Below are 23106 nucleotides of genomic sequence, written 5' to 3' on the forward strand. Positions count from 1 at the left end.
TGGCGGGCGGGGGAAGCAAGAAACTGACCAAGTGCTTTAGTTAGCAAATTAAACAATGAAGCAACGATGAAAGGGTTTTCAGGTAGGTGAAAACCCTTTCATTTATGTAATTATGTTTCATTAAGGTAACTTAATTTCTCCATTGGTCAGAAATAATGGCCATAAAATGCGATAACCCCCTGAAACAAGAAAATGTTTTCAGAACTTCCCGGAAGGAAATACGTAATTGCATTTCAAAAATGCGAGTTGCGTCATGTGAGGTAGCTGAGGCTTGGGATAATATTCATCTCGCACACAATGCTCTTGCAGCGCGGAACAACAACAAGGAAAGGCTCATGAAAAAGACATTACTCTCCTCTCTGATTGGTTTGGCTACCCTGGGTGTGGCTTGCTCTGCCACCGCCGCCATTGACGAGGGTCAGCTGACTATCTGGATCAACGGTGACAAGGGATATAACGGTCTGGCCGAAGTGGGTAAGAAATTTGAAGCCGAAACCGGCATCAAGGTGACAGTGGCTCACCCGGATCAGGTCGAGGTGAAATTCCAGCAAGCAGCAGCGACCGGCAACGGTCCGGACATCTTCTTGTGGGCCCATGACCGCTACGGCGAGTGGGTCAAGTCCGGCCTGCTGGTGCCCGTGACCCCGAATGCCGATGAGAAAGCCAAGTTCGAACAGTTCGCCTGGGATGCCATGTCCGTTGATGGCAAGACCTACGGCTATCCGGTTGCTGTCGAAGCCGTGAGCCTGATCTATAACAAAGACCTGCTGCCAGAGCCGCCCAAGACCTTCGAAGAGATCGCCAAGATCGACGAGACCCTCAAGAAGGATGGCAAGCGCGCCATCATGTGGGCCTATGACACCCCCTATTTCAGCTATCCGCTGGTGGCTGCCAACGGTGGCTACGCCTTCAAGAAGACCGCCACCGGTTATGACGTGAAAGACACTGGCGTCAACAACGCGGGTGCCAAGGCGGGCGTGGGCTACATCGCCGACATGATCAAGTCCGGTCACCTGGAGAAGGGCATCGACTATGGCGTCATGGATGCGAAATTCAACAAGGGTGAAGTGGCCATGATGATCAATGGTCCCTGGGCCTGGAGCAACCTGGACAAGAGCGGCATCAAGTACGGCGTCGCGCCGCTGCCAACCCTGAACGGCAAGCCGGCCAAGGCGTTTGTTGGCGTACTGGGGGCCACCATCAACGCCGCCAGCCCGAACAAGGACCTGGCCGTCGAGTTCCTGGAGAACTACCTGCTGACCGACAAGGGTCTGGCCTCAGTGAATGCTGACAAGCCCCTTGGCGCCGTGGCACTCAAGTCTTTCCAGAAGACCCTGGAGTCTGATGCCAACATCAAAGCCACCATGATGAACGCCCAAAATGGTGAGCCTATGCCGTCCGTGCCCGAGATGAGCCGTTTCTGGTCTTCCTTTGAAACTGCCCTCAAGAACGTGACTTCCGGTCGTCAGGGCGTTGATGAAGCCCTGGATACCGCTGCCAAGCGTATCGTTCAGTAAGCATGTACCAGGGAGGTCTTCGGGCCTCCCACCTCTTCTCTCCTTGGCGCAATAAGGTTAATTGGCATGGAAGTTGTACCTTCTCTCGAATCCTATGCCGGTCCCAATGACAAGCACACCTGGCTTAAGTGGACCATGGCGGCGCTGATTGCCGTTCTCAACGGCTATGCGGCCGTGATGATGTATGCCAGTGGCGAGTGGGTGTTTGCCCTGCTCGATCTGCTGGTGGTCTCCGTTGGCCTCTACGTCTTCATGAACAAAAAGACCTATGCACACCGCTACATCTTTCCGGGTGTCGCTGGCATGGTGGTCTTCATCATCTTCCCGCTGGCCTACACCATAGGGATAGCGTTTACCAACTATTCAGGCGCGAACCTGCTCTCGGTCGAGCAGGCGCGTAATTACCATCTCAAGAAGAGTTACAAGGTCGCCGGTGGCGAGTTTGATTTCACGCTGCTCAAGGGCGAGAACAACCAGTATCAGCTGCTGCTCACCCAGGATGGCCACCATTTTGTCAGCCCGCAGCTGGCGCTGATGGACAACAAGGCGCGTAACCTGGCCGTGGGTCAAGGCACATTGCTCGATGCCGAGCAACAGGTGACCCTGGTGCCCTTCGAAGGGGAGCCTGACCTGCCGGCGGCGCCTATTCGCGAGATCATCGCCCACAAGACCCACCTCTCCGAGCTGGACCTGGTGCTGCCCGAAGGCGGTATCCAGCTCACCATGAGCAGCCTGCGCAAGTTTGCCGCGCAAAAGCCGCTCTATACCCAGCTGTCCGATGGCGCCGTGCTGAAATCCGGGGTGGTGCTCAAGGAGAGCAATCTGCTGCGTGATAACCAGAGCGGCGAGCTGATGATGCCCAACAAGGATACGGGCTTTTATCAATACATCGACGAGCAGGGGCAGTTTGTTGGCAAGAGCGTGGCACCCGGCTTCGTGGTCGCGGTTGGTTGGAAGAACTTCACCCGTATCCTGACCGACCCGGGTATTCAGGGCCCCTTCTTCCAGATCTTCATCTGGACCGTCGTGTTCTCCACCTGCTCGGTGGTGTTGACCCTGGCCATCGGCATGGTCGTCGCCTGCCTGGTGCAGTGGGAACAGCTCAAGGGGCGAGGTTTTTATCGGGTCATGTTGATCCTGCCCTACGCCATTCCGGCCTTTATCTCCATCCTGGTATTCAAGGGGTTGTTCAACCAGAACTTCGGTGAGATCAACCTGTTCCTGGAAGCGGCATTCGGCATCAAGCCGGACTGGTACACCAATCCCTTCCTGGCCAAGGCGATGATCCTTATCGTCAATACCTGGCTCGGCTACCCCTACATGATGATCTTGTGCATGGGGCTGCTCAAGGCGATTCCGGACGATCTCTATGAGGCCTCCGCCATGGACGGGGCCGGCCCGGTGCAGAACTTCTTCAAGATAACGGTGCCGCTGTTGATGAAGCCGCTCACGCCGCTGCTCATCGCCTCATTTGCCTTCAACTTCAATAACTTCGTGTTAATCCAGTTGTTGACCAATGGCGCACCGGACATCATAGGGGCCAGTACCCCGGCCGGGACCACGGACTTGTTGGTGAGCTACACCTACCGGATCGCGTTCCAGGGCTCGGGTGGCCAGGACTATGGTCTTGCCAGCGCCATCGCTACCGCCATCTTCCTGATTGTCGGGGCATTGGCACTGCTCAACCTCAAGCTTTCCAAAGCTGACCAACTGTAAGGGGAGCTATATGGCTATCGTACAACCCAAGTCTGTCAAATACCGGGTGTGGGCAACCCACCTGGTGATGTGGGGCTTCCTGGCGGTGATCATCTTCCCGCTGATCATGGTCATCGCCATCTCGTTTCGAAACGGCAACTTCTCGGTGGGGGAGATCATCCCCTCCAATCCGACCCTGGATCACTGGAAGCTGGCGCTGGGCATGACCATCACCAATGCCGATGGCAGCGTGACACCACCGCCCTTCCCGGTGCTGACCTGGCTGTGGAACTCCATCAAGGTGGCCGGCATCACGGCGCTGATGATAGTGACGCTGTCGACCACCTGCGCCTATGCCTTTGCCCGCCTGCGTTTTCGTGGCAAGCAGACCATCTTGAAGGGCATGCTGATCTTCCAGATGTTCCCGGCCGTGCTGGCACTGGTGGCCATCTATGCGCTGTTTAACAAGATAGGGGAGTACATTCCCTGGCTTGGCCTCAATACCCACGGTGGCCTGATCCTGGCCTACATGGGTGGCATAGCGCTGCATGTGTGGACCATCAAGGGCTATTTCGAAACCATCGACTCCTCCTTGGAGGAGGCTGCGGCCATCGACGGCGCCACCCCTTGGCAGGCGTTCCGGTTGATCCTGCTGCCCCTGTCGGTCCCCATATTGGCGGTGGTGTTCATTCTCTCCTTCATCGGTGCCATCACCGAGGTGCCCATGGCCTCCATCCTGTTGCAGGACGTGGACAACCTGACCCTGGCGGTCGGGGCCCAGCAATATCTCTATCCACAGAACTACCTCTGGGGTGACTTCGCCGCGGCCGCCGTGCTGTCCGGTTTGCCCATCACCCTGGTGTTCCTGCTGGCTCAGCGCTGGCTGGTGGGTGGCCTCACCGCCGGTGGCGTCAAGGGGTAAGGTTGCTCGTTGATATATAGGGGAGTGCAGACTCCCCTGTGCCCTGCCACTAGCTGGCTCGGTGGCTGGTGGTCTCGCCGCCGGTGACTGACATCATCGCCAGCGGTGTGCAGGGTTTGGCTTTCTGGCCGGGGTGCAAGGCGCCCCCGCTATCACGATTTGCACAGATTTAAGAGCGGAGCTCGTCATGGCTGAAGTAGTACTCAACAACGTTCGCAAAAATTACGATCCGGCGATCCACAAGGACACGCTGCGCAACATCAATCTCTCTATCAAGGAAGGAGAGTTCATCGTCTTCGTCGGTCCCTCTGGCTGCGGCAAGTCGACCCTGCTGCGGATGATCGCGGGGCTCGAGGACATCACCAGCGGCGAGCTGACCATAGGTGGCCGCTACATGAACGACGTGCCGCCAGTGGAGCGCAACATCGGCATGGTGTTCCAGTCCTACGCACTCTACCCGCACATGAACATCTACGAGAACATGGCCTTTGGCCTCAAGATCAAGAAGATGGGCAAGGACGATATTCACAAACGAGTGATGCGTGCCGCCGAAATCCTCGGCCTGGAGCCCCTGCTTGAGCGCAAACCCAAGGCGCTCTCCGGCGGTCAGCGCCAGCGCGTAGCTATCGGTCGCTCCATCGTCCAGCAGCCGCAGGTGTTCCTGTTCGATGAGCCGCTCTCCAACCTGGATGCCGCGCTGCGGGTCAAGATGCGCATCGAGATAGCCAAGCTGCACAAAGAACTCAACTCCACCATCATCTACGTGACCCATGACCAGATTGAGGCCATGACCCTCGCCAATCGCATCGTGGTGCTGAGCCCGCTCAAGGGGGAGGCAACCAGCAATCTTGAGCAGTTTGGTACGCCGCTGGATCTCTACCACAACCCGGACAACAAGTTCGTGGCAGGCTTTATCGGCTCACCCAAGATGAACTTCCTCAGCGGCGAGCTGGCCGAGATTGGCGAGCAGGAGTGCCTGGTCAAGCTGGTGTCGGGGGATATGGTGCGCGCTCGCGTCGATGCCCGCCGTGCTGCCGTGGGCGACAAGGTCGAACTGGGCGTGCGTCCCGAGCATCTGGTGACCCTGGATCACCCCCATGCTCACAGCAAGGTGACGGGACTGGTGCAAGTTGCCGAACACCTGGGCGCCGAGTCCTTCGTCTATATGGATGTGGAAGGGCACGACTTTACCGTCAAGGCCAATGCGGACATAGACGTGAGTAGCGGCCAATCCTACAGCGTCGGCATCCCGGCCGAGGCCTGCTATCTGTTTGATACCAAGGAGCAGGCTTTCCCGCGTACTGCCAAATATATTCGCGGCTGACAGTCGGCCCGAGGGGCCAGGGGCTGTCTGGCCTGATTGTTCATTCAATGCCTTTTGCCGGTCGTGAGACCGGCTTTTTATTGGCAGGGGAATCTAGGGGAAGGGGCGCTACTGCTTGGTGCCGGGGGCCTTGCCTTTGCCCTGGCGCTTCTCGGTCGGAGCCGCCTTGACAGAGGAAGTCACCGCCAAGGCGGCCTCAGCCGGCAGTTCGGCAGGTGTCGCATCGGGGGCAGGGGGGCTCTTGGTTGCAGACTTTGCAGATGTCGCTTTCTTCACCGGGGCGCTGCTGGCCGCTGACGTTGCCCTTTTCTTGGCTGGCGCCGTGCTTGTCTGTGGCTCTGCGGCCACTGATCTGGCTTCTTTCGGGGCTGCTTTCTTGTCCGCTTTGGACTCCTTGAGATCTTTGCCCTTGCGCAGCCGATGGGCCACATCGGGCACAAAGGTCTGTGTGGCGAGGGCGGGGCGCTCGTAACCCTGGGTGTCTATCGGTGGCAGGGTTATCTTGTCGTACTTGATGGCCTTGTAGGGGATCTGGGCCAGCAGGTGGGAGATGCAGTTGATGCGGGCACTGCGCTTGTCATCCGCCTCGACCACGAACCAGGGGCAATCCTCGGTGTCGGTGTAGACGAACATGTCATCCTTGGCGCGGGAATATTCGACCCAGCGCGAGCGTGATTCAAGATCCATGGGGCTGAATTTCCAGCGTTTGATCGGGGTGTTGATCCTGTCGAGAAAGCGCTTCTCCTGCTCTTCATCCGATACCGAGAACCAGTATTTGATGACAGTGATGCCAGCGCGGGTCAGCATGCGCTCGAACTCGGGGCAGGCGCGCAGGAATTCACGGTATTCGTCATCATCGCAAAACCCCATTACCCGCTCGACCCCAGCCCTGTTGTACCAGGATCGATCGAACAGCACCATTTCCCCAGCGGCGGGCAGGTGGGAAGCGTAACGCTGGAAGTACCATTGGGTCCGTTCGCGGTTGGAGGGCGCCGGGAGGGCGGAGACCCTTACCACCCGTGGATTGAGTCGGGCTGTAATGGCCTTGATGACGCCACCTTTGCCGGCGGCATCCCGCCCCTCAAACAGCACTACGACCTTGAGCCCTTCCTGTTTGACCCACTCCTGCAGCCTGACCAGTTCTGCCTGCAGATTGACTAATGCCTTCTCATATTGCTTCTTGCCCAGCTTGGTGTCCTTGCTCATGTCTCTCTCCCTCTTTTGAGTCTTTTCAGCTTGCACCAGGGAAGCTCAACTGCCAAGGAGGACGTGTTACACTGCCGCCCCGTCAGTTGGCAACAGGAGAAAACATGAAGCAATTTATGGAGATAGCGGGCCGCCAAATGGCCTATCTGGACGAGGGGCAGGGCCCGGTTCTGCTGTTCGGTCACAGCTATCTGTGGGACAGCGCCATGTGGGCGCCGCAAGTCGAGGCGCTCAAGGGCCAGTACCGCTGCATCGTACCCGAGCTGTGGGGTCACGGTGATTCCGACCGATTGCCGGACGACCTTTGCACCCTGGCGACCCTGGCCCGGGATCACCTCGCCCTGCTCGATGCCCTAGGTATCGACGAATGCGTGCTGGTGGGCCTCTCCATCGGCGGCATGTGGGGGGTGGAGCTGGCCAATATGGCGCCGAACCGTCTCAAGGGACTGGTGCTGATGGACAGCTTCGTCGGCCTGGAGCCACAGATCACCTGCGAGCGTTACCTCGGCATGCTGGGCATGATAGGGCAGCTTGGCAGCATACCCGCTCCCATCGTCGAGCAGGTAGCGCCGCTGTTTTTTGCCAATCAGCCGGATGCGGCGCTGATGGCCGACTTCAAGGGGCGACTCGCCACCTGGCCCGCCGAGAAGATTGCCGCCATGGTGGCGGTGGGTCGCAGCTTCGTGACCCGGGAGGATCGCATCGACTGGCTGGAAGAGATTGCTGTCCCTGCGCTGGTGATGACCGGCTGTGAAGACAAGGCGCGCCCCGTACTGGAAGGCTATCTGATGGCCGAGGTACTGGGCTGCCCCTTCAAGGAGATCCCGGCCGCGGGCCATATCTCGTCTCTGGAAAATCCCGCCTTCGTCAATCAGGCCCTGGCGGCGTTCCTCGCGCAGTTGTAAATCCGCAGCGCCTCGAAATGACAAGAGGCCCGCATCATGCGGGCCTCTTTCCTGTGTGCTGTGCAGGGCAGCTCACCAGGATCACCAGATATAGCCCAGCCCGACACCGGCATAGAGTTCGCCATCATGTTGTACCAGAGGGCTGTCGGCGATGCCGTTATCGTAGAGCTCGTAGTTGACGCCGAATCCGCCAATCCAGTTGGGGCTGAAACGGTAACTGCCGATGATGGAGGCCATGGGGGAGATAGTCGTGCCCGTGTTCCACTGCGGACGACCCGGTGCCACCTCATCGTCCGATACGCCACCGAAGTAGTAGTTGGCCAAGTTGTGGCTGCGCAGCATCAAGCCGGCTCCCGGCATGATCAGCAGCGGTCCCCGTATGATGGGGAAGTTGGCCCATGCCATGATCTCCTGTCCCTTGCTGGTACCAGTGACGTCGCTGGTGGCCCGCAGGGTCAACAAGGCATAGGGGGTCACGAGATCGGCGCCGAATCCGGCTTCAAACTCGCCCTTGCGTTTGTTCATGCCATCGAAGAAGCGATCATCATCGGGATCCAGGTTGCCAAAGCGCAGTCGCCCGAACGCATAGGTCGACAGATTGCCATCCCGGGAGAGGTAATAACGGGCCCTGTCCCCCAGATACATCAGGTTCTCACCAAAATAGAGGCCACCAGGAATGGGCAGCATGGTGTCATCCTGATGCTGATAGCGAGCCTGGCCACCGATGAAGGCGCCGCCCAGCACCAACCCTTGGGGAATGGGACTGGTTGGACTGTCGCTGGAGAACGCACTCAGAGCGCCAAGATCGATGTCGGCCCGGGCGGGGCCGGTCAGCAGCAGGGCCAGCAAGCCGGCGATGCCAAGGGGACCTGGGCGCAGGGGGTGGGCAGAGGGCATGAAGAGATTCCTTGTGGTCAGCGGCCGAGTGAGTTCATGGTGGCGCAGGTGCCATGACGAATATTGCCAGTGAAGCCTGTTTTTTTCGTAAATTCAAGTCGATAGCCAGGCTAACGCTTATTTTATTCAGCATGTATTCAAGGGGATCTGTAATGACGAGAGGCTTGAAAGGAGGCGTCAGCGGTTTGTGGCAAGTCACCTAGATGCCGGGGAAAAAGAGGGGCCTGGGCCCCTCTCAATCAAGCAATGGTCTGGGAGTTATCATCCCGCTTGGGCCAGGCATTGAGCACCGCCTTGACCAGGGTCGCCAGCGGGATGGCGAAGAAGACCCCCCAAAAGCCCCACAGGCCACCAAATACCAGCACGGCGATGATGATCACCACAGGGTGCAGATTGACGGCTTCGGAGAAGAGCAGCGGCACCAGCAGATTGCCATCGAGGGCCTGGATCACCAGATAGGCGACCATCAGCCAGACAAATTGAGGCTCCAGCCCCCATTGGAACAGGGCAACCATGGTCACAGGCACCGTCACCGCCGCGGCTCCTATGTAGGGGATAAGCACGGAGAAACCGACCGCTACCGCCAGCAGGACCGAGTAACGCAGCCCCATCAGGGCGAAGGGGATATAGGTGGCGATGCCGACGATGAGGATCTCGATGACCTTGCCACGGATGTAGTTGATGATCTGATCGTTCATCTCAATCCAGACCCGGTTGACCAAGGTGCGGTTCCGGGGCAGGAAGCGGCGTATGCCCGCCAGCAGCACTCCCTTGTCCTTGAGCATGAAGAACACCATCAAGGGCACCAGTATCAGATAGATGAGCAGGGCGACCACGTTGACCAGAGAGCTTAGCGAGGCGCTGACCAGGGTCTCGCCACCGCTCAGGATCCGTTGGCGTATGTTGTCGATCAGCGTCTCCACCAGGCTGACATCGATGAGCTCGGGGTATTTTTCGGGCAGGGTGCGCACATAGTCCTGGGTGTGACCCAGCATGGCGGGTGACTCCTTGGCCAGATTGATCCCCTGACTGACCAGGGTCGGGATCAGGCCGAGCAGCGCCAGCACTGTCAGGGTGAGAACCAGGAGCAATACCAGGCCGGTGGCGGGGGTACGTCCCAGCCCGAACCGTTGCAGGCGACTCACCGGCCACTCCAGCAGATAGGCCATCACCAGGGCCACCAGCAGCGGCGCCAGAATGTCGCCAAACAGCCAGAGTATGGCGAAACAAAACAGCAGCAACAGGAACAGGGTAACGGCATTGGGATCGGAGAATCGAGTCTGATACCAGCGTCTCAGGACTTCAAACATGGAGTATTCCTCAACAACAGGGTGGCTCCCCGACCGTGAATTGCAGGTGCAGGCACGAAGGGGTTTGCTCAGAGACCAGAATGCGATGACCAAGGCGAGTCAGATAGGCCGGGATATCGCGGCGCGAGCCGGGATCGGACAGGCTGATGGCGAGGGATTGACCGTTTTTAGCCTGGCGCAGCCAGAGCTTGACCATGATGAGTGGCTCAGGGCAGCGATAAGGGGTCAGATCCAGGTGTTCCATAACGGCTCCAGCAGGCGAGACGCCGTCATTATGGCCGTGATGCCTGCCTGAAACAACGCTTGTGGGCCGTCGGGGGCAAGGGTATTCTGCCGAGGCCCCTTCCTAAAGGAGATAGAGATAACGTGGCACGTTTTTCCCCCCTGATGGCAACGATCCCTCTGTTGACCTCCCTGATGAGTGCCAGCTTCACCGTCCAGGCCAACAACCAGTTGCCCGACATAGGCACCGCAGGAGTGGCTGCGCTACCTATCGAGCAGGAAGTGCGCTATGGCAATGCCTTCATGCGCTTTGCCCGTGCCGGTTTGCCCGTTATCGATGACCCAGTGCTTAGCCAGTACATTGATGATCTGGGTCAGCGACTGCTTACCAACGCGGACGGGGTCCGTTTCCCCTTCACCTTCTTCCTGATCAACGATCCCAGCATCAACGCGGCGGCTTTCCTCGGTGGTCGGGTCAAGGTACACACCGGCCTGTTTCTCTATGCCGACAGCGAGAGTGAACTCGCCTCGGTACTGGCTCACGAAATTACCCACGTCACCCAGCGCCACATCGCCCGTTATCTCGAATCCCAGGCGAGCAGCTCGGCCATGACCCTGGCCGGTCTGGTCGGCTCCATCGCCCTGGCGGTAATCAACCCGACCGCCGGGATCGCCGCCTTGCAGACCACCCTCGGATTGTCGATGCAGTCGGCCATCAACTACACCCGGGACAACGAGTACGAGGCGGATCGCATTGGCATGAAGACCCTCTATGACGCGGGATTCGACCCTAGCGGCATGGCGACCTTCTTCCAAAAACTGGCGGCGGAGTATCGCTACGCCAGCAAGCCGCCCGAGATGCTGCTGACTCACCCCTTGCCCGAGACCCGGATCGCCGAGGCCCGTGCCAGGGCGGCTAGTTACGGCAAACGCACCTTGCCCCCCAGCCTGGATTTCTGGTTTGCCAAGGTGCGGATCCAGACCCGGTTTGGCACCGAACGTCAGGCTGCCCTGCTCACCTTTTTCGAACAGCGCCTGAGCCGGGGCGATTACCCCCTCAGGGATGCCGCGCTCTATGGCAAGGCCCTGGTGCTGCTCCAGCTCAAACGCGCGGACGAGGCTGACACCATCATGAAGGAGCTGGCCAGTCGCCATCCGGAGGATCTCTTCATCCTGGATGGCCAGACCGACATCGATCTCGCCAAGGGACGCAATGCCCAGGCCATCGCCCGCCTCGAACAGTTCAAACGCCGGATGCCGGACAATGAAGTGGTGGTGATCAACCTCGGCAACGCCTATCTGGAGAGCGGCAACACCGCCAAGGCCATCGCCACGCTGGATCCCTACGCCCGTGATCACGAAGAGAACAGCCTGACCTGGAGCCTGCTGGCCGATGCGTATCGCAAGGCGGGCCGGATGGAGGAGCTGCATATGGCCCGGGCCGAGACCCTCTCCCTGCGTGGCGACTACCAGGCTGCCATCGATGAACTGATCGTGGCCCGTGGCACCACCAGCAACAAGCTGAACCTGGCGCGTATCGAGGCCAGGATCACCGAGTTGGAGCGCGAGAAAAAAGCATTGGAGAGCCTCAAGATGTAACACGTCTTGCGGCAGACAAGGGCGCAGCGGGCCACCGCAGCGCCCTTTTTATTGACAGGTACTTGGCGGGCGTTGGCTGCGTCATGGACAGCCTGCTCGCTCAGGGACGCGCAGGCTATTTGATGGCGATTACGGCGTGGCCTGGATCAGAGCCGCCAGTCGTGCTTGATTGAGCTCACCGACCAGGGTCTGTACCAGCTTGCCATCGGCATCGAGCAGATAGCTGGTGGGCAGCTGGCCGGGGCGGGGGAAGGGTAATCTGGCTCCGGCCTCGCCGTTGGTCTGCATGATGGGCACTTGGATATCGTGACGGCGGGCCAGCTCGGCCAGCTCGGGCGCACTCATGCTGTCGAAGCTAAGCGCCAGCACCTGCACCCTGCCCTCGCGTTGCAAGGCATTGAGCAGGGGCATCTCCCGCAGGCAGGGGGCGCACCACTGGGCAAAATAGTTGACCAGCAGTGGCTTGCCCGCGAACCGCTGCAAGCTGACCGGTTCACCCTGGGTGTCGGTCAACTCGGGTTGCGGGGTACAGGCGCTCAGCAGAGCGGTCAGCGCCATGGCATGGATAACATTCATTGCCTCTCCTTGAGACCTGTCATCAGGTAGTGACCTCTTCGGGCCTGAATGGCGGGTGCTTCATACAATTTGATAACCATCTGGTTTCATTCCATCAATGGAAGACGCGCCTCAGGCTTTGCCATACAATAGCGCCGTTTCTTCCCCTCTCATGCGATAAATCAGGGAGTTATCATGAGCGAGACCCAAATCTACCACAATCCGCGCTGCTCGAAGAGCCGTGAGACCCTGGCCCTGCTTGAGCAGCATGGCATCCAGCCCGAGGTGGTGCTCTATCTGGAGCAAGCACCGAGCGAAGCCCAGATCCGTAGTTTGCTGACTCAGCTTGGCTTCGCGGATCCCCGTCAGCTGATGCGCACCAAAGAAGATCTCTACAAGGAGCTGGGGTTGGCAAATCTGAGTGGCGAGGCCCTGATCCAGGCCATGCATCAACATCCCAAGCTGATCGAGCGTCCCATCGTCCTCAAGGATGGCCAGGCCCGGATAGGCCGACCTCCCGAACAGGTGCTGGAGATCCTCAAGTGACCACGTTTCACGCCCGTCTGCTGACTCTGGTCGGCTTCCTTGGTCTGCTGGCCTGGGTCATTATCTGGCATGTCTGGCTCTCTCCGCACCCGGAGCTCAATCCCTGGTTGCTGCCGGTGATCTGGACTGTCCCGCTGCTGTTTCCCCTCAAGGGCATAGTGCAGGGCAATCCTTATACCCATGCCTGGGGCAACTTCGTGCTGATGCCCTACTTTCTGCACTCCCTGACGCTGATCACCGCGGATGAAGGGGAGCGCTGGCTGGCGGTCGTGGAGCTGGTGTTCACCATCCTCGCCTTCATCGGTACCATCTATTACGCCCGCCTGCGCGGCCGCGAGCTGGGGCTGAGCATTCGCAAGAAGAAAGAGACGCAGCCCTAGGTTGCCGCCCATAAAAAAAACGCCCCTAGGGGCGTTTTTTTTATGGGCGATTGATATCCGGAAAGTGGGGGCGCGCCTGCCACTCTTGCTGGGTAAAGCGCATCAGATCGGGATAAAAGGCGAGAAAGCCTTGTTCACAGGCGTGCCACTGGGCCGGGAGCAGGGTTGCCAGCGCCAGGCCGAGGGGTTGCGGGCGGCGCAGCCGCTGACCTATGCCGTTGAGGGCCCGTGTCAGCCCGTCCAGCTCGGCATAGGAGGCGAGCCAGTTCTGGCGCACCATGGCGGTTAACGGCAAGGGCAGGCCGCCGGGCAGGCGAGCCTCATCAGCCAGCAGGGCGGCATAGCTCTGCTGCAAGAAGAGCGGCAGGGGCGCCGGACTGAAGTGGGCCCAGTGCAGGCTGAGCCAATGGTCGTAGAGCATATCGACCAGGATGGCGCCAAAACGCCGCCAGGGCGGAGCAAAACAGCCGACCGCAGCCCTGTGCTCGGGGTGGGCATCGGTGAAGGCATCGACTCTGCGATGCAGCCAGATACCCGCGTCCAGTGATGGCTCCAACCCGCTTGGCAAGGGGCCCTTGATGAAGTCGCCAAGCAGGTTGCCGGTAAGCGAGCTGTCGCAGTGACTGGCCAGATGCAGGTGTGCAAGATAGTTCATGAGATCCTCGCCGGGTGAGTGAGTGAACCTTAGCCGAGTTCAGAGAGGCGCGTGGTGAAGGCCCCGCCATGCGCCCGGCAAGGGATCAGATCGCGAGGAAGGCGAGTATCAATATGGGGCCGAGCAGACTCAATATGAAACCGGAAACGATGGCGATCGGTACCATGGTGATGCCGCCCGAGCGCTGGATCACCGGCAGAGTGAAGTCCAGGGCGGTGGCGCCGCCATAGCCGACAGCCGCCGAGGGGTGGCGACGCATCAGCATGGGGATGATGAGGATGGCAATGAGCTCGCGGCCAAGGTCGTTGAGAAATGCCGCCGAGCCCAGCACCGGCCCCAGCTTGTCGGCGACCAGGATGCCGGAGAGCGAATACCAGCCAAAACTCGAACTCATGGCCAGCCCGTGAGCGAAGGGCAGGTCGAGCAGCAGGGAGGCAATCAGGCTGCCCACCCAGCTGGTGAGGATGACGGTAGCCGCTATCTTCATGCCCCAGGGGTTGAGCAGGATCTGGCGCAGGTGCATGCCCGAGTTGCGCATCTGCACACCGATGAGAAACAGCAGCAGCATCAGTGCCCACTCACTCAACTTGTCGATGGGCAGGAAGCGCGGCTCGAACAGCAGGCCAATGACGGTCCCCGCCAATACCACGAAACAGAGCTGCACGGATTCCCACAACATCTTCCACTTGCTCGGCATCTGGGAGTCATTGCCATCGTGGGCCGGGGGATTGCGTCTGTCCAGCCACCAGAGACCGGCCAAGTTGCACAGGGAGATACAGGCCAGCATCAGGGTCGCAATGACGAAAATGCGCGGCAGGTTAGCGCCCAGATCCTCCACGAAGGCCAGTCCCAGTCCCATCAGGAACAGGATCAGATAGACCAGCTTGCCGAGGGTACCGTTGACGAGCTTGAGCAGGGGCTTGGAGGAGAGGGGAACCAGGTAGCCGATCACCAGGGGCAGCAGGATCAGCAAGACATTCAGCAGCATCGGGGCCTCAAAGAAGAGAATGACAAAAACGACACCTTATCATTAGTTATTAAGCGGGTGTCACATATCTGTGAGAAAACTTGGCTCATCCGACCCTCTTTTTATCCGGCTGTTATGGGAGTCCAGGCTCTTTGCGAGGGCGTCATCTGCCCCCGCGGGCTTTTTTTGCCAAAAAAACCAAGAAAATCACATGGATCCACTGCCAGTTTGCATCGTCAGCTGGTATGAATAAACAGGCTTTTATGCTGTTATGATGAAAAAGCGATGATGTGCCGGATTAACTGAGGTATCAGGAGCGAAACAGGCCGGTGCCCTGGCGGTATTAAGTCGAGTTTTATGCATACAAAGTGCTGAAAAATACTGTCAAGGCCAATAAAAATACAGATAAAACACCAAGAACCTCTACTCTGTATTGTTTTTTGACCATGTGGATGATATTTTCGCTGAAGGTTGCCATCGGTTAACATTTTGTTAATGGAGTGATGGTGGTATCACGCCCCTGCGGCGTCTAGGGACAGACAAGGTTGTAGTGGATGAGCGACGTTGCCGCACTGGAAGTTCGTGCTTTGCATAAGTACTTTGGCACCCACGAAGTGCTCAAGGGCATCGATATGACGGCCCACAAGGGAGATGTCATCTCCCTGATCGGCTCCTCTGGATCGGGGAAGTCGACCTTTCTACGCTGTGTCAATCTGCTCGAAACCCCTTCCTCCGGTAGCGTATCCCTTCATGGGGAACTGATCCGGATGAAGACGAGCCGAACCGGCGAACGTACCCCGGAAGACATGCGCCAGGTTGAACGCATTCGCAGTCGCCTCGCCATGGTCTTTCAGAGCTTCAATCTCTGGTCACACATGACCATCATGCAGAACATCATAGAGGTGCCAATCCAGGTGCTGAAGGTGCCCCGTGCCGAGGCGGTCGCCAAGGCGGAGCACCTGCTCAACCGGGTCGGGCTCTGGGAGCGCCGCGATTACTATCCCGGCCACCTCTCCGGCGGCCAGCAGCAGCGGGCCGCTATCGCCCGCGCCCTGGCGGTCGACCCCGAGGTGATGCTGTTTGACGAGCCCACCTCGGCCCTGGATCCTGAATTGGTGGGGGAGGTACTCAGCCTGATGCGCGAGCTGGCCGAAGAGGGGCGCACCATGATGGTGGTGACCCACGAAATGTCTTTTGCCCGCGACGTGTCGAACAAGGTGATGTTCCTGCACCAGGGGGTGGTGGAAGAGCAGGGCAATCCGAAAGAGATCTTCGCCCATCCCAAGTCAGAGCGTTTCAAACAATTCATATCTTCCATCTATTGATGGACGAGTCTTCCCATTATCCAAATTGTTTTATCAAGGAGAGATGACAATGAAAAAACTGATACTGGCCACGGCCATTCTGAGCACCCTGGCATCCGGTAGCCTGATGGCCAAGGAGTGGAAAGAGGTACGGATTGGTGTAGAAGGCGCCTATCCTCCCTTCTCCTGGACCGAGCCAAGCGGCGAGGTGAAAGGTTTTGACATCGACATCGCCAACGCCCTGTGCGATGAGATGAAGGTCAAGTGTACTATGGTCAAGCAGGATTGGGATGGCATCATTCCGGCGCTGCTGTCGCGTAAATATGACGCCATCATCGCCACCATGGACATCACCGAAGAGCGCAAGAAGAAGGTGGACTTCACCCAGAAGTACCAGCACATTCCGGCCCGCTTCGCCGCCAAGAAAGGCACTGAGGTCAAACTCGACAAGGCCTTCATGGATGGCAAGACCATTGCCGTGCAGCGCGCTACGTCCATGGATACCTACATTACCGACAACTTCCCCAACGCCACCATCAAGCGTTACGGCACCGCCGATGAAGCCTACCTGGATCTGAAGTCCGGCCGTGTCGATTACGTGATGGCCGACTCTGCTGCCATCAGCGATGGCTTGCTCAAGAAAGATGGTGGTGACGGCTACGAGTTCGTTGGCCCGAAACTGACCGATGCCAAGTGGTTTGGTGAGGGCGCCGGTATCGCGGTGCGCAAGGCCGACAAGGATCTGAAAGAGAAATTCAACGCCGCCATCCTGGCCCTGCGTGCCAACGGCAAATACAAAGAGATCAATGACAAGTACTTTGATTTCGATGTGTACGGTGAATAACAGGACGACAGGCTGACCCCAGTCAGTAGTCATCGGGCCCGCGGCTTTTCCCAAGAAAACGGCGGGCCCGATTGCGATGGAGTTGCACATGTTTGATTTGAAAGGATACGAAGCCTCCCTGCTGGAAGGTGCCTGGATCACCTTGCAGGTGGCACTGGCCTCCCTGCTGCTGGCGCTGCTGCTCGGTCTGCTCGGCGCACTGGCCAAGCTCTCCCCTTATAAGTGGGCGCGGGGCCTGGCTACCGGTTACACCACCCTCATTCGCGGTATCCCTGATCTGGTGCTGATGATGCTGCTCTTCTTCGGCGGCCAGGTGCTCATCAACAGCATCTGTACCTGGATCAACGAGCAATACAACGCCTGGTTGCTGTCGAGCAATCCCAATCAGGATTGGGTCTCCCTGGTCCCCGATTACGTCGATATCAGCCCCTTTGCCGCCGGGGTGGCCACCATAGGCTTCATCTTCGGCGCTTACATGACAGAAACCTTCCGCGGCGCCATCCTGGCGGTGGACAAGGGGGAGCTGGAAGCGGCTCGTGCCTTCGGCATGCGCGCCACCCAGGTGTTTGTCCGCATCCTGTTTCCGCAGATGATGCGCCATGCCCTGCCGGGTTTTGGCAACAACTGGCTGGTCCTGCTCAAGACCACGGCGCTGGTCTCCATCATCGGGCTCGATGACATGGTGCGTAAGGCGTCACTGGCGGCGGGTTCGACCCAGATGCCCTTCACTTTTTACATGGCAGTGGCCCTTATCTTCCTGGTGTTCACGGCTGTCTCCACCTCGGCACTGAAGTGGGCCGAGCGTCATTACGCCATCAAGACGAGGTAGGCCATGTCACCCTCCATGAATGCATCCGCTTGTTGCCAGGGCGCCGAGCGTCACTACGTTATGAAGACGAGGTAGGCCATGTCACCCTCCATGAATGCATCCGCTTGTTGCCAGGGCGCCGAGCGTCACTACGTTATGAAGACGAGGTAAGCCATGGACTTCTCGATAATCCTCAAAGAGTGGCCTACCTATTGGCAGGGCCTCTACACCACTGTGCTGCTGGTGGCCGCATCACTGGTACTCGGCCTCATGCTGGCGGTGCCGGTGGGCATCTTGCGTAACCACAAGAACTGGCTGATCAAGGGGCCTATCTGGGCCTACATCTACTTCTTCCGTGGCACACCGCTGCTGGTGCAACTGTTCATCATCTATTACGGTGCGGCGCAGTGGGAGTGGCTGAAAAACAGCGCGGCCTGGACACTGTTCGCCGAAGCCTGGTTCTGTGCCTTGCTGGCATTTACGCTCAACACCGGTGCCTACACCGCCGAGATAGTGCGTGGCGCCGTGATGAACATGCCCAAGGGGCAGATTGAAGCGGCCCAGGCGTTCGGCATGAGCCCTTGGCAGACCCTGACCCGGATCATCTTGCCCAACTCGTTTCGTCGGGCATTGCCAGCGTACAGCAACGAGGTGATCTTCATGCTGCAAGGCTCGGCGGTGGCAGGCATCATCACCATCGTCGACTTGACGGGGGCGGCGCGGATCATCAACTCCCGCTACTACAGCCCGTTCGAGGCCTTTATTACCGCAGGCCTGCTCTACATGATGCTGACCTTCATCATCGTCTGGTTGTTCAAGAAGCTGGAGTCCCGTTGGCACGCCCATCTGCGCCCCCGCACAGTCTGAACCATCGCCGAGGAACCATAAAAAAAGCCCGCAGCTGCGGGCTTTTTTATGGTTCTTATTCGCTTGGCATCGGGCTCAGCGGCCCAGATAGGTGCGGTCGAAGAAGGTGCTGACCCAGTGGGGTCGGTAGATGACGAGCAGGGTCATGGTCATGCCGTTGAGCAGCGCCTCGGGAAAGAGCAGCAATGGCCAGATGCTGAGGTAGTCATCGACGATAATCTGCCAGCTGTAGTCACCGTTTAGTCCAAGCAGCAGGGCGGTGGCCAGTACCTTGACCGAGATGGCAAGCGCCCCGCCGAGGAAGGCGGCGATAAAGAGGTAGATGAACAGGTGTCGCGGCAGCCAGGCCCAGCTTGCGAGAAACAGCAACCAGCTGGCCGCCACTGGCAGTGCTATGCCAATCAGGGCGTTCCAGCCAACGTTGGCCCACTCTTCTATTCCGGCATAGCTGAGCAGCATCAGGGTGAGGCAAGGCGCCCAGAGTGCCAGTCGCCAGCCGAGCAGCAAGGTCAGGCTGGTGATGCCGAGAAAGTGGATGGTCAGGCCATCATGGAGGCCAGCGCGCAGCAGCCAGAGCGGGATCAGGGTGATGGCGCTGCCGAGCAGCAAATGCTGATAGAGGGAGGTCATCCTCAGGTTGTGCCAGAGCGCGCGATGTACACTTGCGCCCAATAGTAATAACCAGAGGATCAGGGCCGCGAGCTGGCCTTCACTCATGGGGGCATCCTTGCCTTGGGGCCGCGGGTTGGCCGCGGCCGCATCAGGAGATCAGTATTTCACGTTGTCATGGTACTGGCCGAGGATGGCCTGGATCTGATCCATGGTCTCCCGTTTGGGAGGGTGAATACCGGTCAGTTCGTAGGTCTCTCCCAGCACGTCCCATTTATGCTTGCCAAGCTCGTGGTAGGGCAACAACTCAACCTTTTCTACCGATCCACCCAGCTCCTTGATGAACTGACCCAAGCCATGGGCGCTCTCTGGATCATCGGTCCAGCCGGGTACCACCACGTAGCGGATCCACATGTTCTTGCCCTTGGCGGCAAGATAGCGGGCGAACTCCAGGGTGTACTTATTGCTGACGTGGGTCAGGGGAATGTGCTTCTCGTCATTGATCTGCTTGATATCAAGCAAGACCAGATCCGTGTTGTCGAGTACCTGGTCGAGCATCTCGTCGTAGTGGCGAACGAAGCCGTTAGTGTCGAGACAGGTGTGGATCCCCTGGGCCTTGCAGGCCGCAAACAGCTCGGCAATGAAAGGCTGTTGCAACATGGCTTCGCCACCGGAAGCTGTCACGCCACCGCCAGAGGCATTCATGAAGTGGCGGTAACTGGTGAGATCCTGCATCAGCTCAGGAACAGTCACTTCCCGGCCACCCTGGGTGTCCCAGGTGTCGCGGTTGTGGCAGTACTTGCAGCGCATCAGGCAGCCCTGCATGAAGACGATGAAGCGTATTCCAGGACCATCGACGGTGCCGCAGGTTTCTACGGAATGAATGCGACCAATAACAGACATAGGGTACTCCAGCGTTTCGAGCAGGCCGTTATTTTATTACGAAAAGCCCTATAAAGCATACTTGTTTAGCTGGCTGGCAAAGGAGTCAGCAGACTCTCCAGTGCTTTGACCGGCAGTGGGCGACTGGTGAGGAAGCCTTGATAGTGCTGGCAGCCAAGATGCTTGAGTATGTCGAGCTGCTCTTGCTCTTCGACCCCTTCGGCAGTGACGGTGAAGCGAAACACCCGGGCCAGATCGAGAATGGCCTTGACGATGGCTCTGTCCTGTTCACTGTGCACCAGGGTATGAATGAAGCTGCGATCCAGCTTGACCTCGTCTGCCGGCAGATCGCGCAGATAGGCGAGGGATGAGTAGCCGGTGCCAAAATCATCGATGGAGAGCAAGATGCCGAGCTCCTTGAGCTGGTGCATGCGGGCGATACTCTCCAGCCTGTTCTCCAATACCACGGATTCGGTTATCTCCAGCAAAAGGCGGGAGGGGGGGACGCCGGTGTCGCGCAGTATGTACTCCACCTGTTGCACGAAACCTGCGGTGTGGAACTGGCGGGCACTGACGTTGACCGACAGGTGGGGGATCTTGTATCCCTGATTGAGCCAGAAACTGTACTGGGCGCAGGCCGTCTTCATCACCCAGTAGCCGATATCCTGGATGAGGCTGGTCTCCTCGGCGATGGGAATGAACTCCCCAGGCGGCACCATGGTGCCGTCGCTCCTCTGCCAACGCAGCAGGGCTTCTATGCCGGAGAGGGCGCCGTTGTCGACCCGGTACTGCGGCTGGTAGTGCAACAGCAGCTCGTGATTGCGCAAGGCATCGCGCAGCTGGTTGCTGATGGCAAGCTTGCTGCGCTCCTTTTCGGCCATGGCCTGACTGAAGAACACATAGCTGCCCTGTCCACCGCGCTTTGCCATGTGGGCGGCGGTATCGGCCTGTTGCATCAGGATCAGGTGATCCTTGTCCTCTCCCGAAAACAGGCTGATGCCAATCGAGGCGCTGCAATGCAGCTTGTGGGATTCGATGTCAAAAGGAGCCCGGAATTGGCCCATCAATTCGCGGGCAAAATGCTCTGCCAATATCTTGGCGGTCACATATCCCTGGCCCAGGGCGGTGAACAGCAGGGCGAACTCGTCCCCCGAGGTCCGGGCCAGCACCAGATTTTCCTGGGGCAGCTCCTTGAGGCGTACAACCACGGCCTGTAGCAACATGTCGCCATAGGCATGGCCCAGGGAGTCGTTGATTGACTTGAAGTTATCCAGATCGACCAGCAGCAGGGCTCCCCATTGACCATTGGGTTCGCTCAGGGTGCGATTGAGGGCATCGGTCAGGCTGCGGCGGTTATAAAGGCCGCACAGATCGTCGTAGTAGGCGAGCTGTTCTATATTGCGGGCCGCCTCCTTTTCCTTGCTGACGTCATAGAAGCTGCAGACCAGGTGGCCGATTTCGCCATGCTCATTTCTGACACCGCTCACCATCAATCTGACCGGGAACAGGTTGCCAGCCTGATTGAGACACTGCTCCTCCCCAATCCATAGCTCCTGACGGCGGACTGCCTGCCACACCTCCTCTTTGAGGCGATCGCCGTAATAGGGGGGGCGCAATCGGTCAATGTGCTGGCCCACCATCTCTCTCTCCTCAAAGCCGGTGATGCGGCAAAAGGATTTGTTCACCTTGAGGATGGTGCCTTGGCTGTCGGCCACCAGCAGACCATCGTGGGTATTGAAGGCGACCTCGGCCAGGCGCAGGGCATCGTCGGCAGCCAGACGTTGCAGCTCGATGGCGGCCCGCTTGGCCTGGGAGGTGAGCACGTCGAGCAGCGGCATGGGATCGGCCAGTGGCTGGTCAAGCAACAAGATGAGCTGACCTATGGGGCCTTGGTTCGGCAGGCTCAGGGGAATGCCGATGAAGGCCTTGGCATCGTGACTGAGCAATTTGGTGGCTCTGGGATAGCGCAGTGCCAGATCTTCGATATAGAGCGCCTGACCGTGGTGAAACAGCTCGGCGCTGGGGCCGGGATCCAGTCCCATGGCGGGCCAGTGTTGCGGTTCACCCTGGAGCCGGACATGCCGCGGTATGACCCAGAGATCCTTGCCCCTCGGTTGGTATTCACCCACCCACCCCAGGCTGGCGCCACTGATGTGGCAGGCCCAGCTCACCAGGGTTTCACAATAGTCGATGCCCGTCATCAGACTGAGTTCGCCGGGGAGGGACAGCGTCCGGGTGGCCTCGCTGCCCATCTCCTCAGCCTGAGGTTGCCAGTGGCCCAGTTGCTGAGCGCAGTGGCGCACCAGTTGCAACATCTCCTCGTTGAGCAGCGTGGGGGTCCGGTACTCCAGGCTGAGCACGCCGATGAGCTTGTCCTGGTCAAGCAGGGCGGCATCGAGGCGTGAGTGGACATTGTCCTCGCTCAGGTAGTAGTGCTGGCTGAGCATGGGTTGGTGGGCGGTTTCGGAGAAGCTCAATGCCTTGCGGGTGCGCAGGGCGCGAATGTAACGGCTGTCGCCTCGAATGGCCGCAAGCGGCATGGCTGCCGTGCCGGTATCGGCGCCATCCCATCCGAGAGAGAAGACGGGCGTGAGCTGTTCGCCGCCCAAGCTACCGCTGGCTTGGTAATGCCAGAGGGCGAGCCGGTCTGCCCCCAGGGTTTCTTTCAGGCTTTCGAGCATGGGAGCGAACTGCTGCTGCCCCGCCATCTGGCTGAATCTGGGCAGGTGAAGGGCAAGATCGGCAGTGACTTCCTGGGACTGAGCCTGCAGGCAGATGAGCCAGAAGGCATCCTGCTCGTGGGAGAGGGCAATCTGCCAGAGGATGCCGGCAAAGCGAAGATGCAACCGACCGCTTTGGCCGTTGGTCAGCATCTGCTCTATCGGGCCGCGCAGGGCCTCCGGCAACTGGGCAGGCCAGGGAGCTCTGGGTTCATCGAGCCAGTGCAGTGGGGTTTGCATCACATCCGTCAGGGCAACCAGTCGTTGGCTACGAGCGTCCAGGCGAAAGAAGAGGGGCGTGGACGAGGTGGGCACTGGTTGACGAAGTGCGATAGACGACATGAGGGAAAACATCCTGTTGAGCGACTGCCG

General features: G+C 59.0%; 21 protein-coding genes and 1 pseudogene. 12 read left to right on the top strand and 10 right to left on the bottom strand.

Translation table 11 applies throughout. From position 1 onward, the window contains the following. Positions 1–335 precede the first annotated feature (335 nt). From malE to ACSMDR_RS17445, 4 genes are all read left to right on the top strand, one after another. Positions 336–1517, top strand: coding sequence for a maltose/maltodextrin ABC transporter substrate-binding protein MalE (gene malE, locus ACSMDR_RS17430; protein ID WP_436469055.1), 1182 nt, complete (start codon positions 336–338; stop codon positions 1515–1517). 66 nt (positions 1518–1583) lie between these two features. After that, the gene (gene malF / locus ACSMDR_RS17435) at positions 1584–3233 is read left to right on the top strand and encodes a maltose ABC transporter permease MalF (protein ID WP_436469056.1); all 1650 of its coding nucleotides are present in this window, start codon (positions 1584–1586) and stop codon (positions 3231–3233) included. Positions 3234–3243: 10 nt separating this feature from the next. Beyond that, positions 3244–4134, top strand: a complete 891-nt coding sequence (gene malG, locus ACSMDR_RS17440) for a maltose ABC transporter permease MalG (protein WP_005903630.1) — start codon at positions 3244–3246, stop codon at positions 4132–4134. 187 nt (positions 4135–4321) lie between these two features. Next, the gene (locus ACSMDR_RS17445) at positions 4322–5458 is read left to right on the top strand and encodes an ABC transporter ATP-binding protein (protein WP_436469057.1); all 1137 of its coding nucleotides are present in this window, start codon (positions 4322–4324) and stop codon (positions 5456–5458) included. Between the two features lie 414 nt (positions 5459–5872). On the opposite strand, the pseudogene ppk2 reads toward ACSMDR_RS17445, so the two are convergent. Beyond that, positions 5873–6664 (bottom strand): annotated as a pseudogene (gene ppk2, locus ACSMDR_RS17450) (polyphosphate kinase 2); the annotation flags it as partial. A gap of 104 nt (positions 6665–6768) precedes the next feature. On the opposite strand from ppk2, the gene ACSMDR_RS17455 reads away from it, so the two are divergent. Beyond that, positions 6769–7569 (top strand): alpha/beta fold hydrolase, encoded by an 801-nt coding sequence (locus ACSMDR_RS17455; RefSeq protein WP_436469058.1) that lies wholly within the window; start codon positions 6769–6771, stop codon positions 7567–7569. 81 nt (positions 7570–7650) lie between these two features. Here the strand turns inward: ACSMDR_RS17455 and ACSMDR_RS17460 are convergent, their stop codons facing one another. The 3 genes from ACSMDR_RS17460 to ACSMDR_RS17470 form a co-directional block, all read right to left on the bottom strand. Beyond that, on the bottom strand, positions 7651–8466 hold the full coding sequence (locus ACSMDR_RS17460) for a MipA/OmpV family protein (protein ID WP_436469059.1): 816 nt from the start codon (positions 8464–8466) through the stop codon (positions 7651–7653). A 239-nt stretch (positions 8467–8705) separates the two neighbouring features. After that, positions 8706–9776: an AI-2E family transporter gene (locus ACSMDR_RS17465; protein ID WP_436469060.1), complete on the bottom strand. Its 1071-nt coding sequence runs from the start codon at positions 9774–9776 to the stop codon at positions 8706–8708. Positions 9777–9786: 10 nt separating this feature from the next. Then, the gene (locus ACSMDR_RS17470; RefSeq protein ID WP_436469061.1) at positions 9787–10020 is read right to left on the bottom strand and encodes a sulfurtransferase TusA family protein; all 234 of its coding nucleotides are present in this window, start codon (positions 10018–10020) and stop codon (positions 9787–9789) included. A gap of 122 nt (positions 10021–10142) precedes the next feature. Between ACSMDR_RS17470 and bepA the strand changes: the two genes are divergently transcribed. Continuing rightward, entirely contained in the window at positions 10143–11597 is a 1455-nt protein-coding gene (gene bepA, locus ACSMDR_RS17475; protein ID WP_005903615.1) for a beta-barrel assembly-enhancing protease, read from the top strand. Between the two features lie 129 nt (positions 11598–11726). Here bepA and ACSMDR_RS17480 read toward each other — a convergent pair whose 3' ends face one another. Continuing rightward, entirely contained in the window at positions 11727–12173 is a 447-nt protein-coding gene (locus ACSMDR_RS17480; protein WP_436469062.1) for a TlpA family protein disulfide reductase, read from the bottom strand. Positions 12174–12347: 174 nt separating this feature from the next. On the opposite strand from ACSMDR_RS17480, the gene arsC reads away from it, so the two are divergent. Both arsC and ACSMDR_RS17490 read left to right on the top strand, forming a co-directional pair. Beyond that, positions 12348–12698: an arsenate reductase (glutaredoxin) gene (gene arsC, locus ACSMDR_RS17485; protein ID WP_436469063.1), complete on the top strand. Its 351-nt coding sequence runs from the start codon at positions 12348–12350 to the stop codon at positions 12696–12698. Further along, positions 12695–13078, top strand: a complete 384-nt coding sequence (locus ACSMDR_RS17490; RefSeq protein WP_436469064.1) for a DUF2069 domain-containing protein — start codon at positions 12695–12697, stop codon at positions 13076–13078. Before arsC ends, ACSMDR_RS17490 begins: the two co-directional genes overlap by 4 nt. A gap of 40 nt (positions 13079–13118) precedes the next feature. Here the strand turns inward: ACSMDR_RS17490 and ACSMDR_RS17495 are convergent, their stop codons facing one another. Together ACSMDR_RS17495 and ACSMDR_RS17500 are read right to left on the bottom strand one after the other, a co-directional pair. Next, on the bottom strand, positions 13119–13733 hold the full coding sequence (locus tag ACSMDR_RS17495) for an acyl carrier protein phosphodiesterase (protein WP_436469065.1): 615 nt from the start codon (positions 13731–13733) through the stop codon (positions 13119–13121). Positions 13734–13818: 85 nt separating this feature from the next. Beyond that, positions 13819–14721 (bottom strand): LysO family transporter, encoded by a 903-nt coding sequence (locus ACSMDR_RS17500; protein WP_436469066.1) that lies wholly within the window; start codon positions 14719–14721, stop codon positions 13819–13821. Between the two features lie 533 nt (positions 14722–15254). On the opposite strand from ACSMDR_RS17500, the gene ACSMDR_RS17505 reads away from it, so the two are divergent. The 4 genes from ACSMDR_RS17505 (at position 15255) to ACSMDR_RS17520 (ending at position 18523) form a co-directional block, all read left to right on the top strand. Then, entirely contained in the window at positions 15255–16025 is a 771-nt protein-coding gene (locus ACSMDR_RS17505) for an ABC transporter ATP-binding protein (protein ID WP_005903603.1), read from the top strand. 49 nt (positions 16026–16074) lie between these two features. Then, the gene (locus tag ACSMDR_RS17510; protein WP_436469067.1) at positions 16075–16848 is read left to right on the top strand and encodes an ABC transporter substrate-binding protein; all 774 of its coding nucleotides are present in this window, start codon (positions 16075–16077) and stop codon (positions 16846–16848) included. An 88-nt stretch (positions 16849–16936) separates the two neighbouring features. Then, positions 16937–17677: an ABC transporter permease gene (locus ACSMDR_RS17515; RefSeq protein ID WP_436469068.1), complete on the top strand. Its 741-nt coding sequence runs from the start codon at positions 16937–16939 to the stop codon at positions 17675–17677. A gap of 153 nt (positions 17678–17830) precedes the next feature. After that, positions 17831–18523, top strand: coding sequence for an ABC transporter permease (locus ACSMDR_RS17520; protein WP_436469069.1), 693 nt, complete (start codon positions 17831–17833; stop codon positions 18521–18523). Positions 18524–18598: 75 nt separating this feature from the next. Here the strand turns inward: ACSMDR_RS17520 and ACSMDR_RS17525 are convergent, their stop codons facing one another. The 3 genes from ACSMDR_RS17525 to ACSMDR_RS17535 form a co-directional block, all read right to left on the bottom strand. Beyond that, complete coding sequence (locus tag ACSMDR_RS17525) at positions 18599–19240, bottom strand: energy-coupling factor ABC transporter permease (protein WP_436469070.1); 642 nt, start codon at positions 19238–19240, stop codon at positions 18599–18601. A gap of 51 nt (positions 19241–19291) precedes the next feature. Further along, positions 19292–20035: a pyruvate formate lyase 1-activating protein gene (gene pflA, locus ACSMDR_RS17530; RefSeq protein WP_005901980.1), complete on the bottom strand. Its 744-nt coding sequence runs from the start codon at positions 20033–20035 to the stop codon at positions 19292–19294. Positions 20036–20100: 65 nt separating this feature from the next. Next, the gene (locus ACSMDR_RS17535) at positions 20101–23076 is read right to left on the bottom strand and encodes a sensor domain-containing phosphodiesterase (RefSeq protein ID WP_436469071.1); all 2976 of its coding nucleotides are present in this window, start codon (positions 23074–23076) and stop codon (positions 20101–20103) included. Positions 23077–23106: the final 30 nt, after the last annotated feature.

This window comes from Aeromonas molluscorum, from assembly GCF_051376105.1.
GTDB classification, from domain to species: Bacteria; Pseudomonadota; Gammaproteobacteria; order Enterobacterales; family Aeromonadaceae; genus Aeromonas; species Aeromonas molluscorum.

What these genes read in the sequence shown, in the direction of transcription:
- malE (WP_436469055.1), top strand. Translation starts at nt 336, where the DNA reads ATGAAAAAGACATTACTCTCCTCTCTGATTGGTTTGGCTACCCTGGGT.
- malF (WP_436469056.1), top strand. Translation starts at nt 1,584, where the DNA reads ATGGAAGTTGTACCTTCTCTCGAATCCTATGCCGGTCCCAATGACAAG.
- malG (WP_005903630.1), top strand. Translation starts at nt 3,244, where the DNA reads ATGGCTATCGTACAACCCAAGTCTGTCAAATACCGGGTGTGGGCAACC.
- ACSMDR_RS17445 (WP_436469057.1), top strand. Translation starts at nt 4,322, where the DNA reads ATGGCTGAAGTAGTACTCAACAACGTTCGCAAAAATTACGATCCGGCG.
- ACSMDR_RS17455 (WP_436469058.1), top strand. Translation starts at nt 6,769, where the DNA reads ATGAAGCAATTTATGGAGATAGCGGGCCGCCAAATGGCCTATCTGGAC.
- ACSMDR_RS17460 (WP_436469059.1), bottom strand. Translation starts at nt 8,466, where the DNA reads ATGCCCTCTGCCCACCCCCTGCGCCCAGGTCCCCTTGGCATCGCCGGC.
- ACSMDR_RS17465 (WP_436469060.1), bottom strand. Translation starts at nt 9,776, where the DNA reads ATGTTTGAAGTCCTGAGACGCTGGTATCAGACTCGATTCTCCGATCCC.
- ACSMDR_RS17470 (WP_436469061.1), bottom strand. Translation starts at nt 10,020, where the DNA reads ATGGAACACCTGGATCTGACCCCTTATCGCTGCCCTGAGCCACTCATC.
- ACSMDR_RS17480 (WP_436469062.1), bottom strand. Translation starts at nt 12,173, where the DNA reads ATGAATGTTATCCATGCCATGGCGCTGACCGCTCTGCTGAGCGCCTGT.
- arsC (WP_436469063.1), top strand. Translation starts at nt 12,348, where the DNA reads ATGAGCGAGACCCAAATCTACCACAATCCGCGCTGCTCGAAGAGCCGT.
- ACSMDR_RS17495 (WP_436469065.1), bottom strand. Translation starts at nt 13,733, where the DNA reads ATGAACTATCTTGCACACCTGCATCTGGCCAGTCACTGCGACAGCTCG.
- ACSMDR_RS17500 (WP_436469066.1), bottom strand. Translation starts at nt 14,721, where the DNA reads ATGCTGCTGAATGTCTTGCTGATCCTGCTGCCCCTGGTGATCGGCTAC.
- ACSMDR_RS17505 (WP_005903603.1), top strand. Translation starts at nt 15,255, where the DNA reads ATGAGCGACGTTGCCGCACTGGAAGTTCGTGCTTTGCATAAGTACTTT.
- ACSMDR_RS17510 (WP_436469067.1), top strand. Translation starts at nt 16,075, where the DNA reads ATGAAAAAACTGATACTGGCCACGGCCATTCTGAGCACCCTGGCATCC.
- ACSMDR_RS17515 (WP_436469068.1), top strand. Translation starts at nt 16,937, where the DNA reads ATGTTTGATTTGAAAGGATACGAAGCCTCCCTGCTGGAAGGTGCCTGG.
- ACSMDR_RS17520 (WP_436469069.1), top strand. Translation starts at nt 17,831, where the DNA reads ATGGACTTCTCGATAATCCTCAAAGAGTGGCCTACCTATTGGCAGGGC.
- ACSMDR_RS17525 (WP_436469070.1), bottom strand. Translation starts at nt 19,240, where the DNA reads ATGAGTGAAGGCCAGCTCGCGGCCCTGATCCTCTGGTTATTACTATTG.
- pflA (WP_005901980.1), bottom strand. Translation starts at nt 20,035, where the DNA reads ATGTCTGTTATTGGTCGCATTCATTCCGTAGAAACCTGCGGCACCGTC.
- ACSMDR_RS17535 (WP_436469071.1), bottom strand. Translation starts at nt 23,076, where the DNA reads ATGTCGTCTATCGCACTTCGTCAACCAGTGCCCACCTCGTCCACGCCC.